Genomic DNA, 14,731 nt, shown 5'->3' on the forward strand with positions numbered 1-14,731 from the left:
CATAAACGGGAAAGAATTATGTAACAAACAACCATAAATGTATAACAAAGTCGGTTGCCGATACCAATACTTTTGCACCGTCAAATGGATACCACTTATGGTTTTCAAACTAAGACAAAAAACAAAAATTAAACATTTATGAAAATTTCAACAACAATTAAAATGCTTGTGGTTTTAGCAATGACTTTAGGTTCAGCAACTAAAACTATCGCCCAAGAAACTACACCTACAGAAAACTATGATCAAAAATTCAAACTAGGCATCGGAATTAGTGGTGGTTATGTTTTTCAAGAACCTTATAAATTGGCGCTTGGCGTGGATGCCAGACTGCAATATGATTTGTCAAAAAGAAACTCTTTGACATTAACTACCGGTTTTTCTAACCTTTTTGTTAGTGGTGATGACAATGACTTAGGATTTATTCCGGTAAAAGCCGGTTTCAAAGCCTTTATTTGGAACGACCAATTTTATATAATGGGTGAAGTTGGAGCTGCCATTGCCGTGACCAATGATTATGACAAAACCTCTTTGTTAATTGCTCCAAGTATTGGTTATGCTACCAAATACGTTGACATTAGTTTGCGTTACGAACATTACACTGATTTCCCAAAACTGAATAACAACGGAACCGTTGGCAAAGGAATTGGTCAATTGGGCGTTCGTTTGGCGTACGGTTTCGAACTGTAAATCAACAATTTTTATACAAAAAGGCGCTAAAATTTAGCGCCTTTTTTTATCCTTTCAATTGCTCTCGGTAAACATCAATGTTAGCCTTTACTTTTGGGTCTAATTCAGGTTCGGTGATGTCCGTCAGTTTTTCCAAAGCTTCCCAAATGGTTTGGGCTACAATATAACGCGCTACGCCTTTATCGTCGGCCGGAACCACATACCAAGGCGCATGGTCTTTATTGGTGTTGTTAATCGCGTCTTCGTAGTATTTCATATAATCGTCCCAACGTTCACGCTCTTTTAAATCACCGGTCGAGAATTTCCAGTTGTCTTCCGGATTTTCCAAACGCTTGAGTAAACGTTCTCTTTGCTCCTCTTTGCTCATGTGGAAATAAAACTTCAAAACCGTTGTCCCGTTTTGTGCTATATGCTTTTCAAAATTATTAATTTGCTCCATACGATTCGCCCAAAACTGCGGCGTAATGTCTTCTACTTTTTCAATACCGGGTAAATTTTCGAATAAAATATATTCCGGATGCACGCGAGTCACCAAAACGTTTTCATAATGCGTTCGATTGAATACCGCAAATTTCCCTTTTTCGGGCAAAGCCAAATAATGTCTCCACAAATAATCGTGCTCCAACTCGGTAGAATTCGGTGTTTTAAAACTGTGAATCACCACACCACGCGGATTGAATTCTTTAAAAACTTCTCGAATCAAACTGTCTTTCCCGCTAGTATCCATGCCTTGCAGACAAATCAAAAACGCATGTCGGTTGTGCGCATACATCGCGTCTTGCTTTTTGCTCAACTTGACTTGCACCTTATCCAAAGCCAATTCTTCTTCCGCTTTATCCGTATCAATGGCTAAACGCGTTGGTAACTTTGACAACTCAATTTGGCCTTTCACTCTAAAATCTTCGGGATTGATGTTTTTCATGGTACAAGTTTTATATTTGTAAAAATAATAATTTTTGGGAGCTATTTCCGGCTTTACGCTATATCTTTTCCCTTTAAAAAAAGGAAAAAGGATGCCGCTACAATCCGGGCTAAACTAATCTAACAACTCATGGGAAAATTTCAACTTTCGGTACTCTTTAAAATCATCGGCATTGGTTCTGCTTCCGGTTTGGTTTACCATAATGACAAACTTTATCTTATTTCTGACAACAGTACTTTTCTATACGAATATGTTATTCCAACCGAAAAGCTCAACAAAATAGCTTTGGTAGAAAACGCCCAAGACAACATCGTCAAAAAAGACAAACCCGATTTTGAGGCCATCGCTATCAAAGGAACTGATTTAATTCTTTTAGGTTCCGGCTCAACCGAAAACCGAAACTTGATTTTCAATTATGCCATTCCAACCGGAAAAATTCAAAAAAACAACATTGGCGTAATCTACCAAAAAATCAAGAATGAGTTCGCCATTACAGACGATGAGTTAAATATTGAAGGGTTAATCATGAACCAAGACCATATTTATTTCTTCCAAAGAGGCAATGGTATTCAAGGTAAAAATGCGATAATCTTCAGCAAAGACACGCCACAAAATCAACAATTCGAATATGTCCCAATCGATTTGCCCAAAATAAAAAATATAGCTACCACTTTCACCGACGCCATTTTAGTAGATGATAAAATTTACTTTCTGGCTTCCGCCGAAGATACCGAGTCAACTTACCTCGACGGAGAAGTTTTAGGAAGCATCATCGGACGCATGGATTTAAAAACTTTAAAAGTCGAATTCACCCAACAAATTTCAAGCACCCATAAATTTGAAGGCCTAACTTTATACAAACAATCCGAAAAAGAAATGGAGTTTTTACTTTGTGAAGACACAGATTCGGAATTGTTAGAGTCAAATATTTATAAATTAGTCATAAAGGATTAAGGAAAAGGGAAAAGTACTTATGCCTTATCCCTATTCCCTTTATACTTTTTTTTACTTTTTTTTCACCTCTTCCCAACCTTTTCAAACCAATAGTCCTCTTTACCTATAAAGACACCCATTGTGATAAACGAAATACTCATATCAGCCTGTAAAAAAATGCAACGGGAAGCGCAGCGGCAAGTATATGAATACATGTCACCTAAGTTGTACCGAACGTGCAAACGCTATTTAAAAAAGGAAGAAGAAATAGAAGAAGTATTGGCCGATGCTTTTTATACCATTTTCACCAAATTAGATCAGTTAAAAGAAGTAGGTGCTTTTGAAGCTTGGGCACGAAAAATTACGGTAAACCAATGTTTGTTACAATTGAAACGCAAGGTGAATTTCAATTTGTATTTGGAAGAAACGGCATTTAGTATTCAGCCTCAAAGTCCACAAGAAACGCCATTGGAAGAAGAAGATTTGCTCAACTTGCTCAACTTGATTCCCGAAGGTTGTAAAACCATCTTCAACCTTTTTGTTATTGAAGGTTATGGACACAAAGAAATAGCCGCTATGCTCAACATTTCCGAAGGCACTTCGAAGTCACAATTGAATGCCGCGAAGACCAAATTAAAAGATTTAGTCAACAATCTTTATTATCAAAAAGCAAAGTAATCATGGAAAATCAAGATATTTTTAACCAATTTAAAAAAGCCGCCAACAACGCCGAATCGCCCGATTTTGCTTCGATGGATAAAGTCTGGCACCGCGTCGAGGAAAAACTGGACAAAACCGAACTGAAAAAAGCCACTACGCTATGGAAAAAAATCGCAGTCGCAGCTTCTCTCTTACTGGTTACTACTTTGGGTTACCAATTTTTAAAAAATGACAGTACTGAAATTAACACTAACAATACCATTGTCCAAAAAGACACTGTTCAACAAGTAACCTCTCCAAATAAAGAGGCCGTAGTTACAGCAGAGACTGTTCATCCGGATATCAAGAAAAACGCTGATAGTATTTTAAAGGATCAAATTGTAATATCAAATCAAGTTGCTTTAGAAGAAAACAATACCATAGTAGAAAATAAAAGCCTCAGAACTAATGTTGAAGAAGAAATCAACAAACCATATATAAATTCGGTTCCACAAACTAACCAAGGGTATATCAATTCAGAAAAACGAGAGGAAAGAAACGCAAAATCCGATGACGTAGAACTTTTTCTCAATAAAGAAAATAAAGTATCGAGTGCCAAAAAAGAAAAACCTTTACTGGTTTTTGACGACAAAGTAAGGAATAAACAAACGGTGAAAGAAGTGGAAATGGACGAAATCGAATCCATCATTGTACTTCCAGATCCTCTCTATATAATCAATGGTGTTGAATACACCGAAAAACAATTATTTGGGCCAAACCCAACCAGTCCTTATACACCGTTAAACGAACAAGAAATCGACTCCATTTCCATACTGCAGGATGAAAAAGCGACTTCTATTTATGGTGAAAAAGGCAAAAAAGGCGTCGTCATCATTTCGACTAAAAACGGAAAACCGGCTGCCAAAAAACAGAAATAAATCAGTCTAACCCTTTAAAATCCAACGTCATGAAAAATCTAAAAAAGTTTTCATTAGGCATCGCTATGCTTATAACTTTCCTAACCTTTGGGCAAGACCCAAGCACAAACGAACCGGCGAAGCAAAAAACCATCACCGGAATCGTTAGTGATAAAACCGGTCCGCTTCCGGGAGCCAATGTAATAGTTAAAGGTACTCAAAGATCAACACAAACTAATTTTGACGGAAAATATTCCATCAATGCCATGGAAGGAGAACTATTGATCTTTAGTTTTACCGGATACAATACGAAATCAGTCAAAGTGGGAAAATCAACCACTATAAATGTAATCTTGGAAGACGGTGTAAGATTAGATGAAGTAGTGGTTGAAGGCTATCGCAATACTACCAAATCAAGTACAGTAGTAGCACAATCAACCGTTTCAAGAAAAACCATTCAAAACAGACCAAACGCCTCATACAGTCAAACATTACAAGGTCAAGTTGCAGGATTGCAGATAAATCATAGTACAGGTGCTCCGGGCACAACAGTTGTCATTCGAGGAAATTCCACTTGGAATAAAACTGCACCTTTATATGTAGTTGATGGTGTTCCCGTTAAAGAAGAAGATTTTCGAATGATAAAAGCAGACGATATTAACTCTATCAATGTATTAAAAGATGCGGCTGCCACTTCTATTTATGGCAATAGAGCCACAAGCGGTGTAGTTGTGATTAAAACCAAAACCGGCGTGCAACAAAACCTGACTGAAAAAGAATTGAAAAAGAGATTCAAAGAAATCGACAAGGCTACTACACCTATCGTGGTTGAGCCTAACAATGAAGAGTATGACAGTTTTGTAGAAAATGCTTTTGAAAGCCCTAAAACTGCACCGCTATCTACTTTCTCCATTGATGTTGACAATGCTTCCTATACCAATGTGCGTCGTTTTATCAATAGCGGGCAAACGGTTCCAAAAGATGCCGTTCGTGTAGAAGAAATGGTCAATTTTTTCAAATACCAATATCCACAACCAACCGGACCTCATCCGTTTTCGATCAACACAGAATACAACGAATGTCCTTGGAATACCCAAAACAAATTGGTTCGCATTGGTTTGCAAGGCAAAGATATTCCAACCGATAATTTACCAAAATCCAATTTGGTTTTCCTAATCGACGTATCCGGTTCGATGAGTGATATGAACAAGCTACCGTTGTTAAAAGAATCTTTGAAAGTTTTGGTCGCCCAATTAAGAGAGGAAGATAAATTAGCTATCGTAGTTTACGCCGGTGCAGCCGGTTTGGTTTTACCTTCAACATCAGGTAGCGAAAAACAAACTATTATCAAGGCTTTAGACCAATTACAATCCGGTGGAAGTACGGCCGGAGGTGCCGGAATTCAATTGGCTTACAAAACCGCAGAAGAAAATTTTATCAAAGGCGGAAACAACCGAGTGATTTTGGCTACTGACGGTGATTTTAATGTAGGTGCATCATCGGATTCCGATATGCAAACGTTGATTGAAGACAAAAGAAAATCGGGTGTTTTCTTAACATGCTTAGGGTACGGCATGGGCAATTACAAGGATAGTAAATTAGAAACTTTGGCCGACAAAGGCAACGGCAATTACGCATATATCGATAACATTCAAGAAGCCAATCGCTTTTTAGGGAAAGAATTCAAAGGCTCAATGTTTGCTATCGCGAAAGACGTTAAAATACAAATCGAGTTCAATCCGGCGCATGTAAAAGCCTATCGATTAATTGGTTATGAAAATAGAAAATTGCGTCCGGAAGATTTTAAAAATGATGCGATCGATGCAGGAGAATTGGGCAGCGGACATACCGTAACCGCTTTATACGAAATCATACCGACCAATGCCAATAGTCCTTTATTTGTGGATACCGATGAGTTGAAATACACAAAAGTTGAACCGTCTAAAACCAAATTCAATGACGAACTGGCCACTATAAAATTCCGCTACAAAAAACCGGATGGCGATAAAAGCATTGAGATGGTTCAAGTAATTGATAACAAAGCAAACGCTTTGGAAACTGCTTCAAGCGGATTCAAATTCAGTACCGCTGTGGCTTGGTTTGGTTTGAAATTAAGAGACTCTAAATTGGTGACCAATAAATCTTCCGCAGCTATAAAAAAATTAGCACTTGAAGGCTTGGCCTACGACAACGATGGTTACAAAGCCGAGTTTATTCGATTAGTGGAAGCAGTGCAATAATATGTTAAGTTGGGTGTTTTTTTTGATTGATGAGGAAACCCTGTCCGGATGCACACAGACAGGGTTTTTGATTCAATAGATACTAAATTCAACAAAAATGCGTTTACAATATAAATCAATCAAAACTTCTTTCTATGAAAAAAATCATTTTATTAACTGCCATGCTTATTGGTGTTTCTTCTTTTAGTCAGGAAAAAAACTTTATTGACCAACCTTATCTTGAAGTACAAGGCAAAGCCGATACTTTGGTTACGCCTAACCGAATTTACATCGATGTTTTGATTTCTGAAAAAGATACCAAAGGCAAAAAATCGGTTGAAGATTTAGAAGGCGAAATGTTGACCAAACTAAAATCTTTAGGCATTGACACCGAAAAAAATGTCACCATGCAAGACATGATGAGTAATTTCAAAAAATTCTTTTTAAAACAAACTGATATTCAAAAAGCAAAATCCTTTTCGATTTTAGTTTATGATGCCAAGACAACCGCTAAAGTTTTCATTGGTTTAGAGGAAATTAATATTTCAAATGTAAGAATTGACAAACTTGAGCATTCTGAGGAAGACAAACTCCAATTGATAGTGAATGCCAAATCAATGGAAAATGCAAAAGCTAATGCTGTAAGTTTCTCCAAACCATTGGGGCAAAATATTGGAAAAGCTATATTTATCAATCAAAATAAAAATTTAGCTTACAGAGGTAATGGGAATCAAATTAGAATTCGTGGGGCAAGTACTGTAAGTGCAAATTATGAAACTAAAAGTCTTGATTATAATACCAATATCGAATTCGAAAAAATAAAAATCTCAAGTGAAATTAGTGTTTGTTTTGCCTTACAATAGTCTAAGATCTAATGATTAAATAAAAAAAGGGATAAAATAGTATCCCTTTTTTTTTATCTGTTAGTGCTTCTTTGCACTGATTTTTTTTTAACCGGTCTAATAGCTGGTCTTGTAACCGGCTTATTCATGGGCTTTGAAGCAGGTTTATAGCTTGGTTTTTTTAGGGGTTTTGTTGGTCTTGATGGCGTAACGACCGGTCTTGTTGTTGAGGGTCTCGAAGGACGAACTTCCGGTTTTGTAGAAGGCTTTGAAGGACGCACCGCAGGTTTAGTAACAGGTCGAGAAGGTTTAATATTTAAATCAGGTCTTGAAGGTACTGTCGGTTTCTTATAAGTTCGTCCGTCATAAATACCGTTATAACGACCGTCTCTTCTGTTATTAGCAACAATCATGGAGGATTTTCTTCTGCCATAATAATTATTGTGGTAATGGTTATGGTTTATGATAATCGTTGTTCTTCTGTAATGATGATGGTGGTGGTAATGGCCATGGTATCCCCAATAACTATGGTAATAAATTGGTCTCCAAGGATGCCAATATGAAGGATAATAACCCCAATAAAAAGGAGATCTGTAAACTACATAAACTGGAGAAAACAAGAACATCACAACTGACCATCCGCTTGGTTCCACATAAGATGCACCATTATTATTTGAGGTATTGTTAGTGGTGTTGGTAGTGTTGTAGTTATTGGTCGTATTGTTATTAATAATTACTGTGTCACCGCCTGTATAACCGGGATTAGGTGTTCCGCCAACAACTTCATTTGAAGGTTCAACGATATAATCCTTACCATATAACTCTTCATCACCTATGATTTGAACAACAACCTTTCCCGATTTATTCTTAGAAACTTCAATTACAGCGATATCTTGATTCTCCTTTTCATTTACGGCTACCTGAAGTATGATGGAATGATTATCTCCATCTTTTTCACTAATTACACTTATATAATCAGTTTCATCATTGTTGTTTAAATCAAGGTTGTTTACATTTCCTTCTTTATCATTGAGCGATTTTTCAAAATCTTCTATGGTTTTCGACTTTTGAAAAACTTCTAAAACAGCATATAAACTTAAATTATCCCCAGGTAAACCTAGTGCTTCCGGTTCGTTATTGCTTTGCGAGAAAGCAAAATTTATGCCCATAAAAGCACTAAATAATAAAATCAAACAATACCCTTTTCTCATAAATATATATTTTAGACAATCTAAAATACAAAAAAAAGTTATTGAAAAATATTATTTTTCTATCTCTCGTAAACTCTCCATTTTCTTGTGGGCCAAGAACCCTTTGATATCCTCAAAATGTTCTTTGACTCTTTTGTTGCCGAATTCAAATACTTTTTCCGCCAAACCGTCTAAGAAATCACGGTCGTGTGATACTAAAATCAGCGTTCCGTCAAAGTCTTTCAACGCTTCTTTGATGATGTCTTTGGTTTTCATATCCAAGTGATTCGAAGGCTCATCTAGAATGAGCAAATTTACCGGTTCCAATAACAATTTGATCATCGCCAAACGCGTTTTTTCTCCACCGGAAAGCACTTTGACTTTCTTCTGAATATCATCACCATGGAACATAAAAGCACCTAAAATGTTTTTGATTTGGGTTCGCACTTCACCCACTGCAATATTGTCAATCGTTTCGAAAATAGTCGCATTTTCATCTAACAATGCGGCTTGGTTTTGGGCAAAATAGCCAATTTGGCAATTGTGACCTACTTCAACATTACCGCCATTGATTTCGATTTCTTTCATGATCGCCTTAATCATGGTCGATTTTCCTTCTCCGTTTTTTCCGACGAAAGCTACTTTTTGACCACGTTCAATAACCATATTGGCATCTTTAAAAATCAAATGATCACCGTAGGATTTTTCTAAATCTCGTACAATCACAGGATACTGTCCGGAGCGAACCGAAGGCGGGAATTTCAACTTCAAGGCTGAATTATCGATTTCATCCACTTCAATCGGAACAATTTTTTCTAACATTCTAACACGCGATTGGACGGCATCAGTTTTGGAAAAAGTGCCTCTGAAACGTTCAATAAAAGCTTGGTTATCGGCAATAAATTTCTGCTGCTCGTCGTAGGCTTTTTGTTGGTGCACTCTTCTGTCCTTTCTCAATTCCAAATAATGAGAATATTTGGCTTTGTAATCGTAAATTCTGCCCATCGTCACTTCAATAGTACGATTGGTAATATTGTCTACAAAAGCCCTATCGTGGGAAATCACCATCACCGCTTTCGCCTGATTGATTAAGAAATCTTCCAACCATTGAATACTGTCCATGTCCAAATGATTGGTTGGTTCATCGAGCAAAATCAAATCGGGTTGCTTCAAAAGAATTTTGGCTAATTCGATGCGCATTCTCCAACCTCCGGAAAACTCTGATGTTGGTCGATTAAAGTCTTCTCTTTCAAAACCTAATCCTTTCAACACCTTTTCTACTTCGGCTTCGTAATTGACTTCTTCTATTGAATAATATTTTTCACTTAATTCCGAAACGCGTTCAATTAACTTCATATAAGCATCACTTTCATAATCAGTGCGAATGGTTAGTTGCTCATTGATTTCATCAATTTCGGCTTTCATTTTAAAAACTTCAGCAAACGCTTTGGAAGCTTCTTCCATTACCGTGCAATTATCAGCAGCCAATAAATGCTGAGGCAAATAGGCAATCACCGCCTCTTTTGGAGCTGAAATCATCCCACGAGTGGGTTTATTTTCACCGGCTACAATTTTAAGTAAGGTTGATTTTCCCGCGCCGTTTTTACCCATTAAGGCAATTTTATCCGTTTCATTGATGGCAAAAGTTACCTCGCTGAATAAAGTAGTACCGCCAAACTCTACGGCTATATCGTTAACTGTAATCATGTGAATTGTTGAATTTTGAAGCGGCAAAGATAGTATAGAAACTAGTATTGACAATGTTTATTTAATCATGAAAATCAACATAAATTCATATCTTAGTTTCTTCAAAAAACTTAAAATGAAAAAAAATCTACTTACGCTTTTGTTGTTTCTTTTGATATTGAATGCAAATGCCCAAGAAATATGGCAAAAAGTTTCGCCAACCGAAGCCTCAGTTTCGGGTAAAAAGGAAAGAGTTGCTATTCCTAAAACGGAACATTACTTCAAACTCGATCTTACTGCTTTTAAACAAGCACTTCTAAATGCCCCAATGCGAGGACAAAACTCAACGCTAGTTTTACCTTTTCCGGATGGGAATGGAAAAATGCAAAATTTTCGCATTTACGAAGCACCGGTAATGCATCCTGATTTGGCTGCACGCTATCCTGATAATAAATCGTATGTTGGACAAGGCGTTGAAAATCGTTCCGCTGTCATTCGCTTTAGCGTAACTTTATTCGGACTTCACACTATGACTCTAGCAGTCAATAATGGCACTTCGTATATCGAACCTTATTCAAAAGACGGTAATTATTATGTGAGTTATTTGCGTGAAGGATTGACAACTTCTGCTTTATTTCAATGCCACACAGCTGACTTACAATCTAAATTAAGTATTGATGAAATCAGTGCACAACCGCAAGACAATGGTGTTTACAGAACGTATCGCACCGGTATAGTAACTACAGTGGAGTATTCGGCATTTCACATTGCTGCAGCCGGTCTTCAGTCGGGGACTTTGGCCCAAAAAAAAGCGGCGGTTTTAGCTGCGGTGACTGTTACCGTTACGCGAGTCAACTCGATGTTCGAACGTGATTTATCGGTTTTTTTACAATTGATTCCCAATGAAGATGACGTAATTTTTATTGATACCGATGATTTGACTAATGACAATGTTGGGGCTCTTATTGGGGAAACACAGCAAACCCTTGATGTCATTATTGGTACAGCTAATTATGATTTCGGGCATGGTGTAGGCACATCCGGCGGTGGATTAGGTGGTGGTCAACCCTGTGCTGATGGTGCAAAAGCATTTGGTGCTACCGGTCTTAGTTCTCCGGTTGGAGATCCTTTTGATATTGATTATGTGGCACACGAAATGGGACATCAGTTTGGTGCTGCCCATACTTTTAACAACGAATGTGGTGGCAATCGCGACAGTAACTGGTCATACGAACCAGGGAGCGGAAGTTCTATAATGGCATACGCCGGAATTTGTGATCCCAATATCCAAAGCAATTCAGATGCCCAATTTTTCGCTGGTAGCATCGCACAAATACGCAATACTATCAATAGTGGTGGTGGCAGTTGCATTACAAGCACTTCAAACCAAAATACTCCACCAATCATTAATGCAGGTTCTGATTATACCATTCCGAAAGGAACCGCTTTTATATTAACCGGAAACGCAACCGATGCTAATAATGATGCACTAACTTATACTTGGGAACAATATGACCGCCAAATTTCTGTACAGCCACCGGTAGCGACTGCAACTGTAGGACCAAATTTTAAACCGCAGGTCATTACTGATATTCCTGTGCGTTACTTGCCAAAACTTTCAGATGTTTTGGCCAACAATTTAGCGCCAACTTGGGAAGTAATTTCCAATGTGGGACGCGAATATAATTTTGCTTTTACTGTGCGTGACAACAACATAAACGGAGGCGAATCTGTGACCGATTTTATGAAAGTCACAGTATCAAATACCGCCGGACCTTTTATAATTACAGCACCAAACACTGCTGTGAATTGGGTTGCGGCTTCCAATCAAGTCGTTACTTGGAATGTGGCCGGAACTACTGCCAATGGTGTCAATGCTGCGAATGTAGACATTTTATTATCAACCAATGGCGGACTTACTTTTTCGATTCCGCTGGCAACGAATGTTCCAAATGATGGAAGTGAAACGATTACTGTTCCCAATTTATTAGGAAATGCCAATCGAATAATGGTGCGCGGACACGGTAATATTTTTTATGATGTATCCAATCAAAATTTTACTATATCCGCATCTACAGCAACCTTTTTATTAGAAGCTAATGGTCAACAAAATGTTGCTGCATGTTTAGGAGCGATAGTGAATTATACCTTTGATTACCAAACTATTTCCGGATTTACAGGTACAACTAATTTTTCCGTTTCAGGTATACCATCGGGAATAACTGCTACTTTTACTCCAACTTCAATCAGTGAAAACGGAACGGTTACCTTGACTTTAACCAACACACAAAATGCACCTGTTGGTTTTTATCTGCTGACTGTTTCTGCGGTATCGGGTTCTATAACCAAAACGGCTTCGGTTTATTTGAATCTTCTTAATAATACTTTTGGAACTTTAGTTTTGAATAGTCCGTTAAACAACGCAACCGGAATAGGATTTTCGCCTGATTTTACCTGGTCAGCTGATGCCAATGCGTCTCAATACACCATTGAAATTGCCACCGATATTGGGTTTACTAATATTATCACTTCGGCAATTACCTCAACAAACACTTATACAACATCCGGATTGAATGAAGCCACTTTGTATTATTGGCGTGTTCGTCCCGAAAATACTGCTTGTAACGGAAATTTAAGTGCTGTTTCTCAATTTACTACAGGTGATTTTGTTTGTACTGATTTTGTTTCAGCAAATGTTCCAGTAGTTATTCCTTCAGATGATGCGGCAACAGTCAATACCAGTTTAAACATTGCAGAAAATTTTGATATTGAAAGGGCTACCGTTTCACTTGATATCTCACACACTTGGATGACTGACATTGCGGTTAAATTAATTAGTCCATCCGGAACAATAATCAATCTCTTTAGTCACAAATGTGGAGATGCCGATGACGCTGCAGCTACTTTTACAGATAATGGTGTGATTTTGAGTTGCAATGGAACACCGGTAATTTCAGGAACAATAAAACCGGAAACACTTTTGAGCACACTGACCGGCGAATCAAGTTTTGGAGTGTGGCAACTTGAAGTGTATGATGAATTTCCATTAGACGGTGGTTTTATTAATTCTTGGAGTTTGAACCTTTGTCGCGTGGTACCAGCATTGTCAACAGATAGTTTTACAGCCGCAATTGATTTCACCATTTCTCCGAATCCAAATAACGGATCTTTTTCTGTTCAAACCAATAACTTGAGTGGAGTATATGAATTAACGGTTTATGATATCCGAGGCCGTAAAATTTACCATAGCCAACCGATTTTTAATGGTGAAAATGGGGTAGAAAATATTCAGTTGCAAGCACAAACCGGAATGTATCTGATTGAATTATTAGGCAATGGCACAAAGGCGGTAAAAAAATTCATTGTAAAATAATAACAATAACGTTGTAATTGGTTTAAAACGCGACTTACCGCAAAGAATGTTTTCTTTTCAAAAAGGATTTGGTTACTTTTAAACTAAGATTTAAAAAATATGCCTTTATTAGATTATAGTTTTTTAGCCAAAATTTTACCCAAAGCCAAGATTAAGAAAGGTTATAGAAAAGCCAAAAAATCTTATCTCAATAGAGTTAGATTAGCTACTTCATTGTTTTTCTTTGGCATGGGATTTTGTTTTTCGACTTGGGCGAGCCGAATTCCGGATATCAAATCGATATTGCAATTGAGCGAAGCCGAATTGGGAACGATGCTTTTTGCTTTACCGTTTGGGCAATTGGTAGCGATGCCGTTTACGGGTAAAATTGTAACTAAATATGGTAGTCGAAACATCTCTATTTTAGGATTATTATTTTATGCATTTTGTTTGATTTTTATAGGATTATCAACCCAAAGTTGGCACTTAGCAACCGGATTATTTTTGTTTGGTTTCTTCTGCAACTTCTGCAATATTGCGGTAAATGCACAAGGGGTTTATACCCAACAATTGTTTGACAAACCTATTATCGGTTCGTTTCACGGTTCATGGAGTTTGGCCGGATTTTTTGGTGCTTTAGTAGGCTTGCTTATGCTGACATTAGAATTAACGCCGTTCCAACATTTTGTTTTAGCTTTTGCATTTGTCGTGGTTATAATTTTAACCAACTACAAATACATCATCAAAACCAAATCGATACAAGAAGAAGAAAAATCGAGTTATTCCTTTTGGAAAAATCCGGATAAAACCTTGCTTTGGTTGGGTGTTATTTGTTTTTGTGGCATGGCCAGCGAAGGCATTATGTTTGATTGGAGTGGTGTTTATTTCAAGGAAATTATTAAAGCGCCCGGAGCTTTGGTAGTTTTAGGCTATACTACTTTTATGATTAGCATGGCTTCAGGTAGGTTTTTAAGCGATTTTTTAGTGGCTAAATACGGTGCTAAAAAAGTCCTTATCATAAGCGGATTAGTCATTTCAAGCGGATTGTACATGGCTGTTTTATTGCCTTATATCATCCCGTGTATGATAGCTTTTATGTTGGTTGGATTTGGCGTTTCGAATATCGTTCCCATTATTTTCAATATCGCCGGAAATAATAAAAATGTCCCAACCGGTATTGCTTTGACAGTAGTTACCAGTATTAGTTTCCTTGGCTTTTTAATTGGTCCGCCAATAATTGGTTTAATTGCTGAAGTAACGAGTTTGAGGTATTCGTTCGCAATAATTGGGGTTTTTGGCGTATTTATTTCTTTATTAGTGTTCAGATTGAAGATTTTCAAATAA

Annotated in this window: 11 protein-coding genes; 8 read left to right on the top strand and 3 right to left on the bottom strand. The window is 37.4% G+C overall.

Going from position 1 to position 14,731, the window contains the following annotated elements; translation table 11 throughout:
* The first annotated feature begins 138 nt into the window (after window positions 1–138).
* On the top strand, window positions 139–687 hold the full coding sequence (locus ICG50_RS07125; RefSeq protein WP_187660215.1) for a hypothetical protein: 549 nt from the start codon (window positions 139–141) through the stop codon (window positions 685–687).
* Window positions 688–733: 46 nt separating this feature from the next.
* Here ICG50_RS07125 and ICG50_RS07130 read toward each other — a convergent pair whose 3' ends face one another.
* Entirely contained in the window at window positions 734–1,609 is an 876-nt protein-coding gene (locus ICG50_RS07130) for a PPK2 family polyphosphate kinase (RefSeq protein ID WP_187660216.1), read from the bottom strand.
* 129 nt (window positions 1,610–1,738) lie between these two features.
* On the opposite strand from ICG50_RS07130, the gene ICG50_RS07135 reads away from it, so the two are divergent.
* The 5 genes from ICG50_RS07135 to ICG50_RS07155 all read left to right on the top strand — a co-directional run bounded on the left by ICG50_RS07135 (window position 1,739) and on the right by ICG50_RS07155 (window position 7,180).
* Window positions 1,739–2,563, top strand: coding sequence for a DUF6929 family protein (locus ICG50_RS07135; RefSeq protein WP_187660217.1), 825 nt, complete (start codon window positions 1,739–1,741; stop codon window positions 2,561–2,563).
* Between the two features lie 156 nt (window positions 2,564–2,719).
* The gene (locus ICG50_RS07140; RefSeq protein ID WP_187660218.1) at window positions 2,720–3,220 is read left to right on the top strand and encodes an RNA polymerase sigma factor; all 501 of its coding nucleotides are present in this window, start codon (window positions 2,720–2,722) and stop codon (window positions 3,218–3,220) included.
* Window positions 3,221–3,222: 2 nt separating this feature from the next.
* A complete protein-coding gene (locus tag ICG50_RS07145; protein ID WP_187660219.1) occupies window positions 3,223–4,119 on the top strand; it encodes a hypothetical protein in 897 nt (298 codons plus the stop codon).
* A gap of 29 nt (window positions 4,120–4,148) precedes the next feature.
* Entirely contained in the window at window positions 4,149–6,338 is a 2,190-nt protein-coding gene (locus ICG50_RS07150; RefSeq protein ID WP_187660220.1) for a VWA domain-containing protein, read from the top strand.
* 134 nt (window positions 6,339–6,472) lie between these two features.
* Entirely contained in the window at window positions 6,473–7,180 is a 708-nt protein-coding gene (locus ICG50_RS07155; RefSeq protein WP_187660221.1) for an SIMPL domain-containing protein, read from the top strand.
* Window positions 7,181–7,233: 53 nt separating this feature from the next.
* Here the strand turns inward: ICG50_RS07155 and ICG50_RS07160 are convergent, their stop codons facing one another.
* Together ICG50_RS07160 and ICG50_RS07165 are read right to left on the bottom strand one after the other, a co-directional pair.
* A complete protein-coding gene (locus ICG50_RS07160; protein ID WP_187660222.1) occupies window positions 7,234–8,370 on the bottom strand; it encodes a hypothetical protein in 1,137 nt (378 codons plus the stop codon).
* A gap of 51 nt (window positions 8,371–8,421) precedes the next feature.
* Window positions 8,422–10,056 (bottom strand): ABC-F family ATP-binding cassette domain-containing protein, encoded by a 1,635-nt coding sequence (locus ICG50_RS07165; RefSeq protein ID WP_187660223.1) that lies wholly within the window; start codon window positions 10,054–10,056, stop codon window positions 8,422–8,424.
* 115 nt (window positions 10,057–10,171) lie between these two features.
* Between ICG50_RS07165 and ICG50_RS07170 the strand changes: the two genes are divergently transcribed.
* Complete coding sequence (locus ICG50_RS07170; protein ID WP_187660224.1) at window positions 10,172–13,408, top strand: reprolysin-like metallopeptidase; 3,237 nt, start codon at window positions 10,172–10,174, stop codon at window positions 13,406–13,408.
* A gap of 99 nt (window positions 13,409–13,507) precedes the next feature.
* Window positions 13,508–14,731 carry an MFS transporter gene (locus tag ICG50_RS07175; RefSeq protein WP_187660225.1) on the top strand — a complete coding sequence of 408 codons (1,224 nt, stop codon included), beginning with the start codon at window positions 13,508–13,510 and terminating at the stop codon, window positions 14,729–14,731.

This window comes from Flavobacterium buctense, assembly GCF_014486695.1.
Taxonomy (GTDB): Bacteria; Bacteroidota; Bacteroidia; order Flavobacteriales; family Flavobacteriaceae; genus Flavobacterium; species Flavobacterium buctense.

What these genes read in the sequence shown, in the direction of transcription:
- ICG50_RS07130 (WP_187660216.1), bottom strand. Translation starts at nt 1,609, where the DNA reads ATGAAAAACATCAATCCCGAAGATTTTAGAGTGAAAGGCCAAATTGAG.
- ICG50_RS07165 (WP_187660223.1), bottom strand. Translation starts at nt 10,056, where the DNA reads ATGATTACAGTTAACGATATAGCCGTAGAGTTTGGCGGTACTACTTTA.
- ICG50_RS07140 (WP_187660218.1), top strand. Translation starts at nt 2,720, where the DNA reads ATGCAACGGGAAGCGCAGCGGCAAGTATATGAATACATGTCACCTAAG.
- ICG50_RS07150 (WP_187660220.1), top strand. Translation starts at nt 4,149, where the DNA reads ATGAAAAATCTAAAAAAGTTTTCATTAGGCATCGCTATGCTTATAACT.
- ICG50_RS07145 (WP_187660219.1), top strand. Translation starts at nt 3,223, where the DNA reads ATGGAAAATCAAGATATTTTTAACCAATTTAAAAAAGCCGCCAACAAC.
- ICG50_RS07135 (WP_187660217.1), top strand. Translation starts at nt 1,739, where the DNA reads ATGGGAAAATTTCAACTTTCGGTACTCTTTAAAATCATCGGCATTGGT.
- ICG50_RS07175 (WP_187660225.1), top strand. Translation starts at nt 13,508, where the DNA reads ATGCCTTTATTAGATTATAGTTTTTTAGCCAAAATTTTACCCAAAGCC.
- ICG50_RS07160 (WP_187660222.1), bottom strand. Translation starts at nt 8,370, where the DNA reads ATGAGAAAAGGGTATTGTTTGATTTTATTATTTAGTGCTTTTATGGGC.
- ICG50_RS07125 (WP_187660215.1), top strand. Translation starts at nt 139, where the DNA reads ATGAAAATTTCAACAACAATTAAAATGCTTGTGGTTTTAGCAATGACT.
- ICG50_RS07170 (WP_187660224.1), top strand. Translation starts at nt 10,172, where the DNA reads ATGAAAAAAAATCTACTTACGCTTTTGTTGTTTCTTTTGATATTGAAT.
- ICG50_RS07155 (WP_187660221.1), top strand. Translation starts at nt 6,473, where the DNA reads ATGAAAAAAATCATTTTATTAACTGCCATGCTTATTGGTGTTTCTTCT.